Source organism: Serratia sp. (in: enterobacteria) (assembly GCF_052400455.1).
In the GTDB taxonomy this organism is placed as follows: Bacteria; Pseudomonadota; Gammaproteobacteria; order Enterobacterales; family Enterobacteriaceae; genus Serratia; species Serratia ureilytica.
Map to the genome: position 1 here is coordinate 1391873 of NZ_CP185812.1, position 17409 is coordinate 1409281.

A 17409-nucleotide genomic window follows, 5' to 3' on the forward strand; every position below is an offset into this window, starting at 1 on the left:
TGTTTCTGCAGATAGATAATGATTAACACTGTTTAGCGCCAATCGCGCCGGAGCGCAAGCTGAGGCCGAATACCAGCGTGGCGGAGAGGATCAGCGCGCCGCCAAACAGCATGGCGCTGCTGACGCCCTGCCAGTCCACCACTTCACCGCCCAGCAGTGCGCCGGAGGCCAGCGCGATCTGGATGACGCACACCAACAGCGCCTGACCGGCTTCCGGCGCCTGCGGCACGGCGGCGAACATCCAGTTGGTGGCGCAGACCGGCACGGCGCCAAAGGCCAGCCCCCATACCAGCACCATCAGCGTGGCGCCAGCGAGGCCGCTGAGCAGCGGCGAAACGATCAAAATGCCCGCCAGCATGGCGGCGATCAGTATGAAGGTGGCGCGCAGGCTGTGTTCCGCCAGACGCTCGCCGAGAAAGGTGCCCAGCAGACCGATGGCGCCATAGGCCAACAGCTGCAGCGAGATCGCCGATGGGCTGAGCACGAACACCTGCTGCAGCAGGGGCCGCAGATAGGTATAGGCGGCGAAGTGGCCGATGAACAACAGCACGATGGCGATCAGGCCGATGCGCGCCATCGGCAGGCGTAGCGGCAGCACCAGATCGCGCGGCGTGACCGGTCGGGAAGGCGGTACCGACGTGAGCAAACGCAGCTGCGCCAACAGGACGCCGACTGCCAGCGCCGCACCGCCGAAGAAGGCGGCGCGCCAGCCGAACAGATCGCCGATCAGCGCCCCGGCCGGCACGCCGCATACCGCGCCGACCGAAATGCCGCTGAGGATCAGCGCAGTGGCGCGGCCCTGGCTGGCTTCCGGCACCAGATGGCGGCCGTAGTTGGCGGCGAACGACCAGAAGCCGCCGACGCAGATGCCCAGCAGCACGCGGCCCAGCAGCATCATCGGGAAGTTGACGGCCAGCGCCGCCACCAGGTTGGACACCATCAGCAGCAACGACAGCCCCAGCATCAGCAGGCGTCTGTCCAGCCGGCCGGAAGCCAGACTCAATACCGGCGCGGCCACCGCCGCCACGATGCCGGGCATGGTCACCATCAGCCCGGCGGTGCCGGTGCTGACGCCGAGCGAAGGGGCGATGTTGGTCAGCAGGCCGATCGGCAAAAACTCGGTGGTGACCATGACAAAACAGGCGACCGTCAGCGAGAAGATCGCCGGCCACGGGGATGATGCAGGGTTATCTTTATTATTCAGCATAATGCCGCTCTTCTCAGGTGAATGCGCAGGCCGCGCTCGGGGCGCGGCGTGATCAAAGTCACAATCTACGGCAGGCTGAAGGCGCAGATAAATCCATCTGCGGTGGTTACACTGTTTCTGAGGGGGAACAATGACGGCAGCGAGTTAAAACGCGGCTTGCGCCGCGCCGAGGGGAGCCGAGGGGAAAGGAATAAAACGGTATAAGGTTATGACCGGGCCGCGCGCGGCGCTAGAGCCCCGGCGCTTTCCACAATGAGGTGGTCAGGCCGCTATCCACCAGCGTCAGCTGATCGGCGTAAATCCGCCGCCAGTTTTCTTTCTGTTCCTGATACCGCGCATGGTTGGTGAGATCCGGCTGATGCTCGCGCTCCCAGCGCACCAGCTGCTCGCCGGTTTCAGCCAGCGACGCGTAAAGCCCGGCGCCGACCCCGGCGGCGATCGCGCAGCCCAGCGCGGTGGCTTCTTTCACCACCGGCACCCGCACCGTCAGGCCGGTGACGTCGCTGAGGATCTGGCTCCACAGTTTGCCCTTCGCACCGCCGCCGGCGAACACCAGCGAGCGGGCCTGCACGCCGGAGAAGGCGGCGATCTGCTCCAGATTACAGGCTGAGACGATGGCGGCATTCTCCTCCAGCGCGCGGAACAGCGTCTGTTTGTTGCAGCGTTCAGGATCGATAGACATGTTGATGAACGACGGCGCCGCGTGATACCAGGTTTTGAAATGCATGGCGTCGGAAAAGATCGGCATCACGCCGTAGGCGCCCGGCGGCACCCTGGCCGCCATCTCTTCCAGCAGGCTGTAAGCGTCGAGCCCCAGTCGCTCCGCCAGCAGTTTCTCTTCGGCGCAGAAAGCGTCGCGGAACCAGCGCATGGTCAGGCCGGTAAAGAAGCTGATGGATTCCGCCTGCGCCATGCCGGGAATGACATGAGGGTTAATGCGGATGTTCATTTCCGGATCGATGGCCGGTTCCGGCAGGTTGACGATTTGCTGCCAGAAGGTGCCGCCGAGCACCGCCGTCTGCCCGGCGCGCACGATGCCGAGGCCCAGGCTGCCGAGCTGCACGTCGCCGCCGCCCATCACCACCGGGGTGCCGCGCAGCAGCCCGCTCTCCTGGGCCGCCTGCTCGGTGACGCGCCCCAGCACGACGCCGGTCTCTTTCACCGGCGACAGAATATCGGCGCGCAGCCCGGCCATATCGAGCAGCGCCGGCCGCCAGTCGCGGCTGGTCAGATCCAGCATGCCGGTAGTGCCGGCGTTGGAAGGATCGACCGCCAGCTCGCCGCTCAGCATGTAGGCCAGCCAGTCGCTGATCATGGTCAGCGTCGCCGCCTGGCGATAGATGTCCGGCCGGTGGTGCGCCAGCCACAGCAGGCGCGGCATGGCGCTCAGCGCCAGCGTCTGGCCGGAGTACTGGTAGACCTCACGTTCGAAGCCGTGGTTGTGCAACTCTTTCAGTTCGCTGACTTCATGGCTGGCGCGCGCATCGACATTGGCGCAGGCCCAGATCGGCACGCCGTTGCGATCGTACAGAACGATGCCTTCACGCATCGAGCAGCAGGCTACCGCACGGATCGCCTGCGCGCTCAGCCCCGCGCGCTGCAACGCCTGGCGGATGCACTGGCAGGCCAACTGCCAGTTGCGGTTGAGATCGAATTCCATCGAGCCGGGTACGCCCGGCACCGCGAGGTGTTGCCACTCGGCCTGGCCGTGCGCGATCTGATTGCCCGCCAGATCGAAGATCACCGCGCGAATGCTGCCTGTTCCTGCGTCCAGCGCCATCAAGTAGTTATCCATAGCCTATGCTCTCAGGGGGAGGAATAGTAACTATAGATGCCGCCGTCTTCCCTCGCCGGGGGCGGGGTGGGCATCGCCGGTGCGATTTGTGAGCCAGGCGGCAAAATTGCCGTTGCGGCAGGGCAATCGACGGGAATAAACCTATGGTTGGAAAGCGCCATGCTGCGGCGCACCGTTTAAACAAGGAGCTGTCATGCACGTCACATTGGTAGAGATCAACGTTAAACAGGACAAGATCGACGAATTTATCGACGTTTTCCGCGCCAATCATCTGGGGGCGATCGAAGAGCCGGGCAACCTGCGTTTCGACGTGCTGCAGGATGAGCATATTCCGACGCGGTTTTACATCTACGAAGCCTATCGCGACGAGCAGGCGGTGGCGGCGCACAAGCAGACCCCACACTATCTGCAGTGCGTGGAGAAGCTGGAAGCGCTGATGACCGGCCCGCGCAAGAAAACCACCTTCATTGGCCTGATGCCGGAATAAACGCCGGCGTTTGCCGGTGTCCATGCGCCCGGTTTGGTTGTAACCTGCAAGGCAAAGCGAATTTTCAATGGGATAAGCGGGGCGAGGATGACATTGCGCGATCGGTTGTTGGCGCTGTTGGTGGTGGTGATCTGGGGCGTGAATTTCGTGGTAATCAAGTTCGGCCTGCAGGGGATGCCGCCGTTCCTGTTGGCCGGGATGCGTTTTTTACTGGTGGCGTTGCCGGCGATCTTCTTTATCCCGCGCCCGACCATCCCGTGGAAATGGCTGTTGCTCTACGGCATGACCATGAGTTTCGCGCAGTTTGCCTTTCTGTTTGTCGCCATCAAGGTGGGCATGCCGGCGGGGCTGGCCTCGCTGGTGTTGCAGGCGCAGGTGTTCTTCACCCTGCTGTTGGGTGTCGTGCTGATGGGCGAAAAGCTGCGCGTCAATCATTTCGTCGGCATCGCCATCGCCAGCGGCGGCATGCTGGCGCTGGCGCAGGCCAGCCTGCATAAGCCGGGCAGCGGCGCGGTCCCCCTGGCGGGCCTGCTGCTGACCCTGGCGGCGGCGTTCTCCTGGGCGCTGGGCAACCTGACCAACAAGAAGATCCTGGCCGGTTTCCCGCAGCGCAACATTTTGTCGCTGGTGGTGTGGAGCGCGCCGATCCCGGTACTGCCGTTCCTGATTTGCAGCTGGCTGTTCGACGGCCCGCAGGCGGTGTTGGCCAGCCTGAGCCATGTGCAGGTCGGCACCTGGCTGGCGGTTGCCTATCTGGCGTTCGCCGCCACGCTGTTCGGTTATTCGGTATGGGGCAGCCTGCTGGGGCGCTACGAAACCTGGCGCGTCGCGCCGCTGACGCTGCTGGTGCCGCTGGTCGGGCTGTTCGCCGCCTGGCTGCTGCTGGACGAAGCGCTGTCGCCGGCGCAGTTCGGCGGCGCGTTGCTGGTGCTGGCCGGCATGGCGGTCAATACCTTCGGGTTGCCGCGCCGGCGGGCCGTCGCGGTGCGCTAAACCTAACAGGGCAATTCTGTTCAATACGTTGTCGGCGCGGCCCGGCATTCTGGCGTCTGTGAATTTTTCCTCAGGTGCCCTCATGAATAATATCTACCTTTCCATGGCCGCATTTGCGCTGGCGGCCTCCATCACGCCCGGCCCGGTCAACATCGTCGCATTGAGCGCCGGGGCGCAGTTCGGCTTTGGCGCGACCCAGCGTCACGTGTTCGGCGCCACGCTGGGGTTTACCCTGTTGCTGGTGCTGCTGGGTTTGGGCATGCACCAACTGCTGATCCTGTGGCCGGCGTTGACCCGCTTGATCCAATGGGCCGGCGTGGCCTTCCTGCTGTTTATGGCCTACCGGCTGGCGTTTGACGACGGCAGGCTGGGCAACGGCGAGGCGCAGGCGCCTTCCTGTTGGTACGGCGCGCTGATGCAATGGCTGAACCCCAAGGCATGGCTGGCGTCGGTGGCCAGCCTCGGGGCGTTTGTCGGCGACGGTGACATCCGGCTGCTGTGGCAGTTCGCCGGGCTCTACTTCGTGATTTGCTATGCTTCGGTGGCCTGCTGGGCTTACGTTGGCGCGATGTTGCGCGGCCTGCTCAGGCAGGCGCGCAACGTACAACGCTTCAATCGCGCGATGGCGGCGTTGCTGGCGGCCAGCGCCTGCTATCTGTTGGCGGAGGGTTTTTGATACTGGCCGGGTGTCGCGGCCAGCAGCTGTTTGAAGGTGCGCTGGAAGTGCGCCTGATCGGCAAAGCCGCTTTCGCTGGCGGCCGCGGCGATCGGCAGGCCGCTTTTCAATAGCCGATGGCCGTGCTGCACGCGGCGATTGACCAGATAGGCGTGCGGCGTCATGCCGTAGCGCTGGCGGAAGGCGCGGATCAGGTAGGAGGGCGAGAGCGCGGCGGCGTGGCAAATGTCTTCCAGCGTCAGCGACTGAGTGCAGTGCGCGTCGATAAACGCCGCCGCCGCTTCCAGTCGGGGGTGCGGAGGCGTCTCCGGCTGGCGGCCGCTGCCCAGCGCGAGCTGCAGGGCGCTGAAATACTCCACCAGGGCGATCTGTTTTTCCAGCGCGCCGCACTGCGCGTTCGTCAGCAGCGCGTACAGTTGGTTCAGCCCGTTGAACAGCGCCGGATCGCGGCTGAGCGGCCGGCTGAAGGGGACAAAGCGGTCGCCGTCGCCGCCCATCATTTCCTGCTGCAGCGCGCCGAGCCAGGCGAGATCGAGATAGAACATGATGTATGACCAACGGCGGTCGGCGATCGGGTTGCAGGCATGCGCCTGCTGCGGATTGATGATCACCACATCGCCGGCGCCGACCTGCATGCGCCGCTCGCCGTTGACATAGGTGCTGACGCCGCCGGTGATGGCGCCGATGGAAAAGAATTCGTGGCTGTGCAGGCTGTAGCACACTTTGCGGCCATCATTGATGGCGCGCGCTTCGACAAAAGGCAACTGCGGGTCGCGCCAGAACTGGGGCGTTTTTTCACTCATGCGCTTTCCTTTTCACTGCGGCGGCATCACAGTGTTATAGCCTGAAAGCGACGAAAAGGGGAATGGCGGATGATGATTTTTAACGTGTTCGGCCGCCTGGTAGGCGTGAAGCGTATCGGGGACGAATGGCGGCTGTTCCGCGTGACGCTGCCGGAGCGCAAATATGCCCCCAGCTACGATATCGTGTTGCCGGCGGATCTGCGCGAAGAGGAGATCGCCGGCTATCTGGGGGATATCTATCACGAAGCCGCGACCCCGCAGCGGCCGGACGTGTTTCGCGTCGAGTAGCGCGGGCGTTACTCTTCCGCGTTGCGCGCCATGAGGCGGCGCTGATGTTCCTCGCTGGCGGCCTGGATCTCTTCCAGCACCGAGCCGACGTCGGCGCGCTTCTGAATTTCGCTGAATCGGCCGCTGAGGACGCTGTCCGGCGTCAGCGTGCCTTCCTGATACAGCGCCCAGATCTCTTTGGCATATTGGCTGTCGCGCAGCTCCGGCGCAAATTGGCCGTAATATTCCGCCAGATTGTCGATATCGCGCTCGAACATGCTTTTGGCGTGGTTGTTGGCGGCGGCGTCCACCACCTGCGGCAGATCGATGATCACCGGCCCGTCTTTATCCATCAGCACGTTGAATTCCGACAGATCGCCGTGCACCAAGCCGGCGCACAGCATGCGCACCGCGTAGTTCATCATCAGAGCATGATCGGCGCGCGCCTGTTCCGGCGTCAGGATGACATCGCTCAGACGCGGCGCCACCAGGCCTTCCTCGTCGGTGATCAGCTCCATCAGCAGCACGCCGTCCAGGCAGATGTCCGGCTGCGGCACCCGCACCCCGGCTCTGGCCAGCAGATACAGCGCGTCCACTTCGGTGTTCTGCCAGGCTTCTTCCTGTTGCTGACGGCCGAATTTGGAGCCTTTGCTCATGGCGCGCGCGTCGCGGCTGTTGCGCACCTTGCGCCCTTCCTGGTAGTGCACGGCCTGCTTGAAGTTGCGCTTCTCGGCTTCTTTGTACACTTTGGCGCAGCGGATCTCATCGCCGCAGCGCACGATAAACACGTCGGCTTCTTTGCCGCTTTTCAAACGGCGGATGACTTCGTCGATTAACCCGTCATCCACCAGCGGCTGGAGTCGTTTTGGAATTTTCATGCAGCCTTGTACCCTATTTAGGCTCCGGTGTGAATGGCTTGCGCAGTTGATAGCGTAAGTTAGACCCGAAAGGCAAACATTAGTTTTGCCGCCGCGGCATCATTGCGCGGCGGCGGGCGTTCACAGGCTGCCTGTCGGCACCCAGACGCTGACGCTGCCGGCGTTGACCGGGAAATGGGCGCTGCCCTGGTCGTCGGTGGTGATTTCCTCCTGGCGGTTACCGAGGAAATCGCGCCAGGCGGTGCGCGCCAGATCGGCGCCGAGCGCGACCGTCTTGCCGCTTTCGCCGCCGTTGGTCAACACCACCACGCAGCCGGGGGCGTCGGCGGTGCCGGCGCGGCTGAAGGCCACGCAGTGGCTGTCGTCGAAGTAGTCGGTTTGCGGGCCGTTGGCGAAGCGCTGGCGGGCGGCAATCAGCTTCTCCAGCTCTGGGATCGCCGGCATGTCAATCTGGTACTCGCCGCCGTCACGCCCTTTATCGCGGTAACTGGCGCCATAAAGGTCGGGGTAAAACACGCAGGGCACGCCCTGTTCGCGCAGCAGGATCAGCGCGTAGGCCAGCGGTTTGAACCAGGGTTCCACCGGCGCCTCCAGCGATTGCAGCGGCTGGGTATCGTGGTTGGCGACCAGCGTCACCGCGTGGGCCGGATCGACGGCGGTCAGGGTATCGGTGAAGATCTGCGCCATGTCGAAGCCGTCGCCCTGTTTTGACGCCTGATGAAACTTCAGGTGCAGCGCCACGTCGAACAGCATTACTTTGCCGTCCACCAACTCGATGTATTGTTGCAGCGCGCTGAGATCGTGCGACCAGTATTCGGCGACGATAAACAGATCGCGCTGCGCGCTGTCGCGCACGTGATCCGCCCACTCTTTGAAGAACCAGGCGGGAATGTGTTTGGCGGCGTCGAGGCGAAAGCCGTCGCACGGCAGCGTGTCCAGCAGCCAGCGCGCCCAGTATTTGAGCTCCTCCGTCACGGCGGTATTGCGGAACTCCACGTCGGCGCCCATCAGGTAGTCGTAGTTGCCTTTCTCGTCGTCGACCTGATCGTTCCAGCCGTCGTCGCCGTAGTCGTTGGCGATTTTAAACACCCCTTTATCGTCCGGCTGCTCAACGTAATCGACGCCGCTGAAGCATTTGTAATCCCAGATAAACTCGGAATGCGCGCCCTGGCGGCCGGGGAAGGTAAAGCGGGTATAGGCCAGCGCGTCGAAGCCCTGGTCGTCGATGTCGTTGCGGTTGTTGGCGTCCACCTTGAACACGTGCACCCGTTCTTTCTCGTCCGCGCCGAGCTTGTGGTTGAACACCACGTCGTAGAGCACCCCCACGCCGTGTTCGCGCAGCGCAGTGGCGGCGTGTTCGAGCGCCGCCTTGTCGCCGTATTTAGTGGCCACGCTGCCTTTCTGGTCAAACTCGCCCAGATCGAACAGATCGTAGGTGTCGTAACCGACGGAGTAGCCGCCGGAAGCGCCTTTGTAGGCGGGCGGCAGCCACAGATCGGTAATGCCCAGTTCGGCGAGGTGCGGGGCGCGTTCGGCGGCCTCCTGCCACAGTTTGCCGCCGTCGGGGTAGTACCAGTGGAAGAATTGCAGCAGGGTGGTTTTTTTCGTCATGAGCCAGCGTCCCGGTTAGCCAGAAGGAAAGGAGCAGTTAAAGCATGGGCTACTTTTGGCAAAAGGGACAATGGCGCAGGCAGGCGCGTGAAGGCAGGCGTAAATATGTAACCGACGTTGACGAGATAGCGGTTAAGTTGTTTATATCAAGTTTTCGTTTTTTTATTTTTATTGTTTATTTTTCATGTAGATATTCTCTTTGTTTTTTTATTTATGAATTTTTGATGTTTTTGTGTTCATTTTTTCTGGGTTTTTATTTTAATTTTAAATGCTAATTTGGTTTTTAATTTTAAAAATAATTATTTAATTGGGTTTAAGTTCTTTTAACTGAAATATTTTGACATATTCAGGTGACCTGTTGGTTATTCATTCGCAATTGTTTATGCGTTATCGTTATTTTCGAAATTAGGTAACACTATCAACTAAATCTCATTTTTTATCGGTAGCTAATTGGGGATATCAATTGTGAACATCAGGGATTTCAGAGCATTGGCGCGCAATTTGGTCAGAGAATTCGGCATGTTGAACAAGCAGAGCAACGGCTCGCGCTTTTCGCCGCTGCAGATCCATCTGATGATCGAAGTCAGCGAGCAGCCGCTGGGCGTCACTGAGCTGGCGGCCCGGCTGTGCATCGACAAGGCCAGCGCCAGCCGGGCGCTGCGCAGCCTGGTGGCCGCCGGCGTGATAGAAACGGTAGATCATCCGGATGACAGGCGGCACAACCTGCATCGGCTGAGTAAACAGGGCGGCAAGGCGCTGGCCGGCATCGAGAGCGACGCCGACGGCTTTATGCAGGCGGCGCTGGCGCAGTTGGACGACGATGAGCTGGCGAGCACCACTGCGGCGATGAAAAAGATGACTGCGGCGCTGCGCAGCGCGCGCAAACAGCGCGACGCCAACCTGCGGGTGCGGCCGATCGCTGAGCGCGACGATGCGGCGATGGCGGCGATCGTTCGCGAGGTGTTTCGCGAGTACGGCATGGACAAGATGGAAGGGGTCAGCCTGCACGATCCGGATCTCGATCGGCTGACCGGCCTGTATCATGACAACGGCGGCCGCTACTGGGTGCTGGAGCGGGACGGGCTGGTGGTGGGGGGCGTCGGCATGGCGCCGCTGGCCGGCGAAGAGCCCGGCTATTGCGAACTGCAAAAACTGTTCTTCAAACCCGGCGCGCGCGGGCTGGGCATGGCGCGCTATATGGTGGTGCAGGCGCTGAAGGCGGCGCGGGCGGCGGGGTACCGCTACTGCTACCTGGAAACCACCGAACAGTTGAAAGAGGCGATCGGGTTATATTACGCGCTGGGTTTCACGCTGCTGACGGAACGGCGCGGCAATACCGGCCACCACGGCTGCAATGTGTGCATGCTGAAAAATCTGCAGAACGACGATATGTGAGCGGTTTCAAGGTTAACGCCCGCGCCTTGTGTCACCCTGTTAACCGTTTGATAACAATCACAACGTTTTATCAGGGAGAAGAATTATGTTGGGGGATCCCATGGCGCTGTCTGCGCTGGTCACGCTGGTGGTCATCGCGCTATGGGCCAGCGCCCGTTTGCCGGAGTATTTGGTCGCGTTGCTGTTCTTTGCGGCGGTGATGGTATTGCAGCTGGCACCCGCCGCGGTGACCTTTTCCGGTTTCGCGTCTTCCGCATTCTGGCTGGTGCTCAGCGGTTTCGTGTTGGGCACCGCCATCCGCAGCACCGGCTTGGCGGATCGCCTGGCCAACCGGCTCTTGCCGCATCTGGCCGGTTCCTGGCCGCGCCTGGTGGGCGGCGTGGTGGCGATAAGCTACGCGTTGGCGTTTGTCATGCCCTCCAATATGGGGCGCATTACGCTGCTGATGCCGATCGTCATGGCGTTGGCCGAGCGCGCCGGCCTGGCGGAAGGCTCGCGCGGCCGCATCGGTTTGGCGCTGGCGGTGGGGTTCGGCACCTTCCAGCTTTCCGCCAGCATCCTGCCGGCCAACGTGCCTAACCTGGTGATGAGCGGCGCGGCGGAAAGCGCCTACGGCAGCCATTTCGCATATCTCTCTTATCTGCTGTTGCACGCTCCGGTGCTCGGGGTGGCCAAAGGCGCGCTGCTGACGCTGTGCATCTGTGGCCTGTTCCGTGCCCGGCCGCAGCCGGTGGCGGCCGAGGCGGCACAAACGCCGCTCAGTGCCGCCGAGTGGCGGCTGATCGCGCTGTTGGGCATTACGGTGCTGCTGTGGATGACCGACAGCTGGCACGGCATCGCCCCGGCCTGGATAGGGTTGGCGGCGGCCTGCTTCTGCCTGTTGCCGCGCGTCGGTTTTCTCAACGGCGAGCAGTTCGCCGCCGGGGTCAACGTGCGCACCTGTATTTACGTGGCGGGGATCCTGGGGCTGACTGCATTGGTCAGCCACTCGGGGCTCGGCGATCGGTTGGGCGGCGCGCTGCTGGCGATGATGCCGGATCTGCACGGCAAGCCGTTTACCGCATTCGGTTCGCTGGTGGGGGTCACCGCGCTGTTGAATTTCGTGGTGACCGCCAACGGCGTGCCGGCGCTGTTTACCCCGCTGGCGCAGGCGTTGTCCGCAGGCAGCGGCTTGCCGCTGCTGACGGTGCTGATGACCCAGGTGATCGGTTATGCCACGCCGCTGTTGCCGTATCAGGCCTCGCCGATCGTGGTGGCGATGGGGATGGGCAAAGTGCCGGCGCGCGAAGGGCTAAAGCTGTGCCTGCTGTTGGCCGCGCTCAGCTTCGCACTGCTGGTGCCGTTGGACTATCTGTGGTTCAGGCTGCTGGGGTGGATCCCGTAAACAGCCCCGCGCCGCCGGCAAAGCAGTCTTCGTCCAGCGTCAGGGTGGCGATTTTATGCACAGGTCCGCGCATGCTGACCTGAAAATCGCCGCTGAAGGCGATCTGCAGTTCGCCGCCCGGCATCCGCACACTAACCCGATCGCCGACTCGTCCCAACTTGCGCATCACGCTGGCGGCGGCGCAGCTGCTGCTGCCGGAGGCGAGGGTAAAGCCGGCGCCGCGCTCCCAGATGCCGATGCGCAGCGTCTGGCGATCGACCACTTCCACCAGTTGTACATTGGTGCGTTTCGGGAACAGCGGATGGCGCTCAATCTGCGGTCCGAGCCGATGCACCTGCGCCAGATCCAGTTTTTCCACCGGCACCACGCAGTGCGGGTTGCCCATCGACACCAGCGAAACGCTTAACGTCTCCTCCTTCAGGGGCAGCGGATAGTTCAGCGCCTCCGGCAGATCGATCAAGGCCGGCAGCGCCGCCGGGCTGAAATTGGCGCGCCCCATCTCCACGGTTATCTGATGCGCGTCTTCCGCCACCTGGCAACGCACGTCGCCGCCGGCGGTGTGCACCAGAAACGGCTGATGCGCCACGCGCTTGCTGTCGAACAGATACCGCGCGTAGATACGCAAGCCGTTGCCGCTTTTCTCCGCTTCGGAGCCGTCCGGGTTGATGATGCGCAGGGTGGGATTGACGGCGTCGCCGCTGTCGATCAGCAGGCCGTCGGAACCGATGCCGTAATGCGGGTGGCACAGCAGGCGGATTTGTTCCAGGCTCAGGCGATCGGCGACCGAACGATGGCATACCAGGTAGTCGTTGCCCAGACCGTGATATTTGTGAAACAGCAGGGGAGTCATGGCGTTGCTCGGCTCAGCGGGAAGAGGTCGCTACAGCTTACAACAGAACGTTGGCGTTAAAGCAAACAAAAGGCGGCCTGAGCCGCCCTTTTGCACGATTGCCGATCCGGCCATTAATTGTAGATGATCGCGGTGCCGTGCAGTTTGTTGTCACCGGTAGTGGCGATGATCTGGAAGGATTTGGCGCCCGCCGCGTCGGCTTTGGCCGCCAGTTTGTTTTCCAGGCTGCTCAGGTCGGACGCGCCGCTGACGGTAACGACGCCGGCTTTTTGCAGGTCGGCGGGTTGCGCGTTAACCAGTTCGGCGGCGAAGCTGCCGAAGGAGGCGGAAGCCAGTGCGATGGCTGCGATGGTCATTTTCAGGTTTTTCATGGTCTTATTTCCTATCAGTGTTCTTTACGATGTTTGTTTTGTAAGGTCGTTAAATTAATTAACGATCGATAATTTAATGTTAGATGCCGGTTTGACGGATTGCAAGTATTTTTTTAATGCTCGTTAATTAATTTTTTTACGCCCTGGCGTTGTGAGCAATAAGGATATGCAGTCCACAGGCTTAATGCTTTGTTATTGATAGATTTCTGCAGTGCCATGCAGCTGGTTGTTGCCGCCGGCGCTGGTGATGCGGAAGGATTTGGCGCCGGCCTGATCGGCTTTGGCGGCCAGGCTGTTTTCCAGCGAGGTCAAATCGGACGCGCCGCTGACGGTGATGACGCCCACTTTTTGCTGGTCGGCCGGTTGGCTAGTGACCAAATCGGCGGCGAAGCTGCCGAAGGAAACGCTGGCCAGAGTGAGGGCGGCTAAGGTTAGTTTTAAGCTTTTCATGATGTTAATTCCTTTTCGATAACGGTCAATAGAGGGTTTTAATCCGGTTCGCTAATTTTTATTAACGATCGATAACTAAATGCTAATCGGTTCTCGACGAGGGCGCAATATTTTTTTATAATGATCGTTAAGTTATTTGTGCTAAGCCTGCTGTGGAGCGGGATAGGAGAGGAACGATGAGCATCAATGAAGCGGTCTGCGGCAAGAAAAGCCGTGGCAGACCCAAACAATTTGATCGCGACCGGGCGTTGGAAAGCGCACTCGATCTGTTCTGGCGGCACGGGTATGAAGCCACCTCGCTGGCCGATCTGGTGGAAGTGACCGGCGCCAAGGCGCCGACGCTGTATGCCGAGTTCGGCAACAAAGAAGGGATGTTCCGCGCGGCGGTGGAGCGCTATCTGCAAAAATACACCACCTGCACCAACCAGCTGTTGGAACAGGATGTGCCGGTGGCCGAGATCGTCGAGGCCTACGTGCGTTCTTCGGTTCAGGTCTTCACCGATCCCGATACCCCCTCCGGCTGCTTTATGGTGTGTGCCTCCGCTGCGCTGTCGTCCGCTTCCGACGACGTCGCCCAGATGCTGCGCAAAAAGCATCATGCGCAGGAAGCGGCGCTGAAGGCCTGCTTCGATCGCAAGGTGCAGCAGGGCGAGCTGCTGGCGAAAACCGATACCGCGCTGCTGGCGAAATACGTGATTTGCACCATTGAAGGCATGTCGGTGCAGGCGCGAGAAGGGGCAAGCCGGGACGATCTGTTGCGGTTGCTGGAGGCGCTGATGCTGGTGTGGCCGCGGCTCAGCCAGATTGGCAATAAGGTGTAGAAACAGGCCCGGTTTTTACCGCAATGCTGATCAGTTAGCGTTTTTCTGCAGGCGTTCGTGACATTTTCGGTCGATAAAAGTGAGATGCCCCATGTGGCTCAGGCACCTCGACCGAGTCAGGGGCCGAAGGCGCGGCCCCTGGCAACCCGCGCCTTTGCCCTATCAGACGGTTGGCTTTGCCAACTCCCTTGCTCCGCCATAGCGCATTGAGGCCGGTTGCGACAGGCGTCCCTGCCTGTCTCACCTGAAACCGCCGTCCATGGCGGTTTCGCCTAATGCGCTATGCCTGCGTTCGGCGTCTTCAAGGGCGCCCAACACCGCGCTCATCTCCAACTTCTCTACCAGAACCTCATAAGCGACAGATTTCCCGGTAGCAGCCAGCTCAGGTGTTGACCTTTAGCGCGCATCACCGGCTGCCGAGCAAGACGGCGTTGTCAGGGGCAACCGGCCAGGGAAGGCCGGTTGAGGCGAGACTAACAGGGACGTTTGTCGCAGCCGACCCGCCCGACAATGCAGACGCGGCGAGGGTATCCGCATAGCGGACAGACGGTGTTAAGCGAAGGCGCGGGTGGAGGGGCCGCGCCTTCGGCCCCTCCAATTGCCGTTCATATTGGCCACAGAGAAATGCGGACATTTACGGCAATTCCCCTGCACAGAACGTCCAGAGGCTGGATAAAAAAATGCCACTCAGGCTTAAGTGAGCGGCATTGCGGCTTTTACCGGGCCATTTAACCCACTACTGGTTGACCGGGATCACCGCGCCCTGGTACTTCTCGAGGATAAAGTCTTGAATCGGCTTGGAGTGCAACACTTTCACCAGCGCCACGATCTCCGGCTTGTTCACGTCGGCTTTGTGCACGGTGATGATGTTGGCGTACGGGTTGTTTTCGCCGCTTTCGACCGCGATCGGATCCTTGGTCGGATTCAGCCCGGCGTCGATGGCGTAGTTGGCGTTGATCACCACGGCGTCACCTTCGTTGTTGTTGTACATCTGCGGCAGCAGCGCGCCTTCAACGTTAGCCTGGAACTTCAGGTGTTTCGGGTTTTCCACCACGTCGGCGATGCGTGCATCCACTTTGCTCACCCCTGGCTTCAGCTTGATCACGCCTTCCCGTTCAAAGATTGACAGAATGCGGCCTTCTTCCGCCACCGCGTCGCGCATGATGATTTTGCCGTTTTCCGGCAGATCTTTCAGGCTCTTGTACTTCTTCGAGTAGATGCCGATAGGCTCAATATGGATCGCGCCGGCGCTGACGAAGTCGTAGCTCTTGTCGTCGGCGTGGTCTTTCAGCACCGAGTTCAGGTAAGGCACGTGCTGGAAGTAGTTGGCGTCGATGTCGTGGCTGGCCAGCGCGGTGTTCGGCAGGATGTAGTCCTGGAAGCGCTTGATCTGCAGATCGATGCCTTCCTTCGCCAGTATCGGTTTGGCCTGTTCGAGGATCTCGGCGTGCGGCACGTTGGAGGCGCCAACCACCAGCTTGGTTGCCGCGGCGGCGCCGTAAGAGGCGAGGGTGGCGACAGAGGCGAAAGCCAACATCAGTAGGTGCTTTTTCATCATCGTTTTCCTTGGTTAATTAACGTTTATCGAGCGTTCTTGTCAGGGTGTCGCCAATGAACTGAATGACGAAAACGATCAGCAGGATCGTCAGCGTCGCCACCAGCGTCACGTCACTGTGGTTGCGTTGGAAGCCTTCCAGATAGGCCAGGTTGCCCAGGCCGCCGGCGCCGATCACCCCGGCCATCGCGGTGTAGCTCACCAGCGCGATCAGGGTGACGGTGATGCCGGAAACCAGCGCCGGCGAGCTCTCCGGCAGCAAGACGCGGAAAATCAGGGTGCGGTTTTTGGCGCCCATCGAGCGCGCCGCTTCGATTACCCCTTTGTCGACCTCGCGCAGCGCGATCTCCACCAGCCGGGCGTAGAACGGCGCGGCGCCGACGATCAGCGCCGGCAGGGCGGCGTCCGCACCGAGAATGGTGCCGATCAGCGACTTGGTGAACGGGATCAGCAGCACGATCAGAATGATGAACGGAATGGAGCGGAAGACGTTGACCAGCACGGAGATCAGGGTGTAGACCGTGCGGTTTTGCAGCAACTGCCCCTTCGAGGTTAAAAACAGCAGCACGCCGAGCACGATGCCCAGCACCAGCGTGGCCAAACCGGCGATGCCGGTCATGTACAGCGTTTCCCAGGTGGCGTCCCACAGTTGGTCCAGACGCAGGTGGGGGAACAGGGATTCAATCATGTTGGATAACCTCGACGGCGATGTCTCTTTCGTTCAGCAGGCTGAGCATGTCGGCGACGTGTTGTTCGTTGCCTTCGGCGTGGATGTACAGTTCGCCGAACGAACCGTTGAGGGTGTGGCTGATCTTGCCGTGCAGAATGTTGACGGTGAGTGGGTAGCGCCGAATCACCTCGGCGATTACTGCCTGATGAGTTTGTTCGCCGACGAAGGTCAGCTTGAAGATCGCCCCCGGCAGGTGGGCGGTGAGCTGCGGGTTGAAGCTCTCAGCCGTGTCCGCATACTGCGACACCTGTTTGACGAACTGCCGGGTGATCGGCTGCTGTGGCCGGGTGAACACCTTGAGCACCGGCCCCTCTTCGACGATGCGGCCGTTTTCCATTACCGCCACGCGGTGGCAGATTTTGCGCACCACGTGCATTTCGTGGGTGATCAGCACGATGGTCAATTTCAGCTGGCGATTGATGGCCAGCAGCAGGTCGAGAATGGCGTCGGTGGTTTGCGGATCGAGCGCTGAGGTGGCCTCGTCGCACAGCAGCACGCTCGGGTTATTGGCCAGCGCGCGGGCGATGCCGACGCGCTGTTTCTGGCCGCCGCTGAGCTGCGACGGGTAGGCGTTTTCGCGCCCCTGCAGGCCAACCAGCGCGATCAGTTCCGCCACGCGCGGGGCAATCTGCGCCTTGGGGACGCCGGCTATCTGCATGGAAAAAGCGATGTTTTGGCTGACGGTGCGCGACCACAGCAGGTTGAAGTGTTGGAACACCATGCTGATTTTCAGCCGCGCCTGGCGCAGGTGGCTGCCTTTGGCGCGGGCGATATCGAATCCGCCCACGTCAATGCGGCCGCTGGTGGGCTTTTCCAGGCCGTTGAGCAGGCGGATCAGCGTGCTTTTGCCGGCGCCGCTGTAGCCGATGATGCCGTAAATTTGCCCGGCTTCTATCGCCAGGCTGACGTCGTCAACCGCCACGACGCGGCCCTGTGCGCTGTCAAAAGTTTTGCAAACGTTCGAAAGAACGATCATAGCGAAGCGGATCCTTATTGATACATCACAGCATTCCGTCCGGGGCGCGTCGCGCCGGACAAGGATCGTTCGGCTTTTCGGCGGGGCACAACCCGGCGGGAAGTGACGGACGGAACCTCTGTTGCGGGTGAATACCGGGCAATCCTACCGAGGGTTGATA

Annotated in this window: 18 protein-coding genes; 7 read left to right on the top strand and 11 right to left on the bottom strand. The window is 61.3% G+C overall.

Going from position 1 to position 17409, the window contains the following annotated elements; genetic code table 11:
- Positions 1-22 precede the first annotated feature (22 nt).
- Both ACORQT_RS06670 and lsrK read right to left on the bottom strand, forming a co-directional pair.
- Positions 23-1207 carry an MFS transporter gene (locus tag ACORQT_RS06670; RefSeq protein ID WP_033652404.1) on the bottom strand — a complete coding sequence of 395 codons (1185 nt, stop codon included), beginning with the start codon at positions 1205-1207 and terminating at the stop codon, positions 23-25.
- 229 nt (positions 1208-1436) lie between these two features.
- Positions 1437-3002, bottom strand: coding sequence for an autoinducer-2 kinase (gene lsrK / locus ACORQT_RS06675; RefSeq protein WP_164057411.1), 1566 nt, complete (start codon positions 3000-3002; stop codon positions 1437-1439).
- Between the two features lie 193 nt (positions 3003-3195).
- Here lsrK and lsrG point away from each other — a divergent pair, with 193 nt between their 5' ends.
- The 3 genes from lsrG (at position 3196) to ACORQT_RS06690 (ending at position 5158) form a co-directional block, all read left to right on the top strand.
- Positions 3196-3489, top strand: coding sequence for a (4S)-4-hydroxy-5-phosphonooxypentane-2,3-dione isomerase (lsrG, locus tag ACORQT_RS06680; RefSeq protein ID WP_033642299.1), 294 nt, complete (start codon positions 3196-3198; stop codon positions 3487-3489).
- 87 nt (positions 3490-3576) lie between these two features.
- Positions 3577-4482 carry an EamA family transporter gene (locus ACORQT_RS06685; RefSeq protein ID WP_033642300.1) on the top strand — a complete coding sequence of 302 codons (906 nt, stop codon included), beginning with the start codon at positions 3577-3579 and terminating at the stop codon, positions 4480-4482.
- 82 nt (positions 4483-4564) lie between these two features.
- Positions 4565-5158: a LysE family translocator gene (locus tag ACORQT_RS06690; RefSeq protein ID WP_033642301.1), complete on the top strand. Its 594-nt coding sequence runs from the start codon at positions 4565-4567 to the stop codon at positions 5156-5158.
- Here ACORQT_RS06690 and ACORQT_RS06695 read toward each other — a convergent pair.
- Positions 5134-5961: an AraC family transcriptional regulator gene (locus ACORQT_RS06695; protein WP_033642302.1), complete on the bottom strand. Its 828-nt coding sequence runs from the start codon at positions 5959-5961 to the stop codon at positions 5134-5136. The genes ACORQT_RS06690 and ACORQT_RS06695 overlap by 25 nt on opposite strands.
- A gap of 69 nt (positions 5962-6030) precedes the next feature.
- Here ACORQT_RS06695 and ACORQT_RS06700 point away from each other — a divergent pair, with 69 nt between their 5' ends.
- Entirely contained in the window at positions 6031-6249 is a 219-nt protein-coding gene (locus ACORQT_RS06700) for a DUF7661 family protein (protein ID WP_033642303.1), read from the top strand.
- An 8-nt stretch (positions 6250-6257) separates the two neighbouring features.
- Here ACORQT_RS06700 and ACORQT_RS06705 read toward each other — a convergent pair whose 3' ends face one another.
- Together ACORQT_RS06705 and amyA are read right to left on the bottom strand one after the other, a co-directional pair.
- Positions 6258-7106, bottom strand: coding sequence for a PA4780 family RIO1-like protein kinase (locus ACORQT_RS06705; RefSeq protein WP_033642304.1), 849 nt, complete (start codon positions 7104-7106; stop codon positions 6258-6260).
- Between the two features lie 120 nt (positions 7107-7226).
- Positions 7227-8717 carry an alpha-amylase gene (amyA, locus tag ACORQT_RS06710; RefSeq protein WP_042783924.1) on the bottom strand — a complete coding sequence of 497 codons (1491 nt, stop codon included), beginning with the start codon at positions 8715-8717 and terminating at the stop codon, positions 7227-7229.
- Positions 8718-9206: 489 nt separating this feature from the next.
- On the opposite strand from amyA, the gene ACORQT_RS06715 reads away from it, so the two are divergent.
- Together ACORQT_RS06715 and ACORQT_RS06720 are read left to right on the top strand one after the other, a co-directional pair.
- Positions 9207-10112 (top strand): bifunctional helix-turn-helix transcriptional regulator/GNAT family N-acetyltransferase, encoded by a 906-nt coding sequence (locus ACORQT_RS06715; RefSeq protein ID WP_164057439.1) that lies wholly within the window; start codon positions 9207-9209, stop codon positions 10110-10112.
- 85 nt (positions 10113-10197) lie between these two features.
- Complete coding sequence (locus ACORQT_RS06720; RefSeq protein ID WP_164057410.1) at positions 10198-11496, top strand: SLC13 family permease; 1299 nt, start codon at positions 10198-10200, stop codon at positions 11494-11496.
- Here the strand turns inward: ACORQT_RS06720 and dapF are convergent.
- The 3 genes from dapF to bhsA (ACORQT_RS06735) form a co-directional block, all read right to left on the bottom strand.
- Complete coding sequence (gene dapF / locus ACORQT_RS06725; RefSeq protein ID WP_042783928.1) at positions 11471-12346, bottom strand: diaminopimelate epimerase; 876 nt, start codon at positions 12344-12346, stop codon at positions 11471-11473. The two genes, ACORQT_RS06720 and dapF, sit on opposite strands and share 26 nt — an antisense overlap.
- Before the next feature lie 113 nt (positions 12347-12459).
- Positions 12460-12717 (bottom strand): multiple stress resistance protein BhsA, encoded by a 258-nt coding sequence (gene bhsA, locus ACORQT_RS06730; protein ID WP_042783929.1) that lies wholly within the window; start codon positions 12715-12717, stop codon positions 12460-12462.
- Between the two features lie 192 nt (positions 12718-12909).
- The gene (bhsA, locus tag ACORQT_RS06735) at positions 12910-13167 is read right to left on the bottom strand and encodes a multiple stress resistance protein BhsA (protein WP_033642312.1); all 258 of its coding nucleotides are present in this window, start codon (positions 13165-13167) and stop codon (positions 12910-12912) included.
- Between the two features lie 176 nt (positions 13168-13343).
- On the opposite strand from bhsA (ACORQT_RS06735), the gene ACORQT_RS06740 reads away from it, so the two are divergent.
- Positions 13344-13988, top strand: a complete 645-nt coding sequence (locus ACORQT_RS06740; RefSeq protein WP_033642313.1) for a TetR/AcrR family transcriptional regulator — start codon at positions 13344-13346, stop codon at positions 13986-13988.
- Positions 13989-14724: 736 nt separating this feature from the next.
- Here ACORQT_RS06740 and ACORQT_RS06745 read toward each other — a convergent pair.
- From ACORQT_RS06745 to ACORQT_RS06755, 3 genes are read right to left on the bottom strand one after another with little or no spacing between them, the layout of a single operon-like run.
- Positions 14725-15543, bottom strand: coding sequence for a MetQ/NlpA family ABC transporter substrate-binding protein (locus ACORQT_RS06745; RefSeq protein ID WP_089191343.1), 819 nt, complete (start codon positions 15541-15543; stop codon positions 14725-14727).
- Between the two features lie 19 nt (positions 15544-15562).
- Positions 15563-16231, bottom strand: a complete 669-nt coding sequence (locus ACORQT_RS06750; protein WP_033642316.1) for a methionine ABC transporter permease — start codon at positions 16229-16231, stop codon at positions 15563-15565.
- Entirely contained in the window at positions 16224-17249 is a 1026-nt protein-coding gene (locus tag ACORQT_RS06755) for a methionine ABC transporter ATP-binding protein (RefSeq protein WP_444859345.1), read from the bottom strand. Before ACORQT_RS06755 ends, ACORQT_RS06750 begins: the two co-directional genes overlap by 8 nt.
- Positions 17250-17409: the final 160 nt, after the last annotated feature.

Coding starts and splice junctions, on each gene's coding strand:
- lsrK (WP_164057411.1), bottom strand. CDS start 3,002: ATGGATAACTACTTGATGGCGCTGGACGCAGGAACAGGCAGCATTCGC.
- bhsA (WP_033642312.1), bottom strand. CDS start 13,167: ATGAAAAGCTTAAAACTAACCTTAGCCGCCCTCACTCTGGCCAGCGTT.
- ACORQT_RS06670 (WP_033652404.1), bottom strand. CDS start 1,207: ATGCTGAATAATAAAGATAACCCTGCATCATCCCCGTGGCCGGCGATC.
- ACORQT_RS06695 (WP_033642302.1), bottom strand. CDS start 5,961: ATGAGTGAAAAAACGCCCCAGTTCTGGCGCGACCCGCAGTTGCCTTTT.
- ACORQT_RS06740 (WP_033642313.1), top strand. CDS start 13,344: ATGAGCATCAATGAAGCGGTCTGCGGCAAGAAAAGCCGTGGCAGACCC.
- ACORQT_RS06750 (WP_033642316.1), bottom strand. CDS start 16,231: ATGATTGAATCCCTGTTCCCCCACCTGCGTCTGGACCAACTGTGGGAC.
- ACORQT_RS06700 (WP_033642303.1), top strand. CDS start 6,031: ATGATGATTTTTAACGTGTTCGGCCGCCTGGTAGGCGTGAAGCGTATC.
- ACORQT_RS06745 (WP_089191343.1), bottom strand. CDS start 15,543: ATGAAAAAGCACCTACTGATGTTGGCTTTCGCCTCTGTCGCCACCCTC.
- amyA (WP_042783924.1), bottom strand. CDS start 8,717: ATGACGAAAAAAACCACCCTGCTGCAATTCTTCCACTGGTACTACCCC.
- ACORQT_RS06685 (WP_033642300.1), top strand. CDS start 3,577: ATGACATTGCGCGATCGGTTGTTGGCGCTGTTGGTGGTGGTGATCTGG.
- ACORQT_RS06755 (WP_444859345.1), bottom strand. CDS start 17,249: ATGATCGTTCTTTCGAACGTTTGCAAAACTTTTGACAGCGCACAGGGC.
- bhsA (WP_042783929.1), bottom strand. CDS start 12,717: ATGAAAAACCTGAAAATGACCATCGCAGCCATCGCACTGGCTTCCGCC.
- ACORQT_RS06705 (WP_033642304.1), bottom strand. CDS start 7,106: ATGAAAATTCCAAAACGACTCCAGCCGCTGGTGGATGACGGGTTAATC.
- lsrG (WP_033642299.1), top strand. CDS start 3,196: ATGCACGTCACATTGGTAGAGATCAACGTTAAACAGGACAAGATCGAC.
- dapF (WP_042783928.1), bottom strand. CDS start 12,346: ATGACTCCCCTGCTGTTTCACAAATATCACGGTCTGGGCAACGACTAC.
- ACORQT_RS06720 (WP_164057410.1), top strand. CDS start 10,198: ATGTTGGGGGATCCCATGGCGCTGTCTGCGCTGGTCACGCTGGTGGTC.
- ACORQT_RS06690 (WP_033642301.1), top strand. CDS start 4,565: ATGAATAATATCTACCTTTCCATGGCCGCATTTGCGCTGGCGGCCTCC.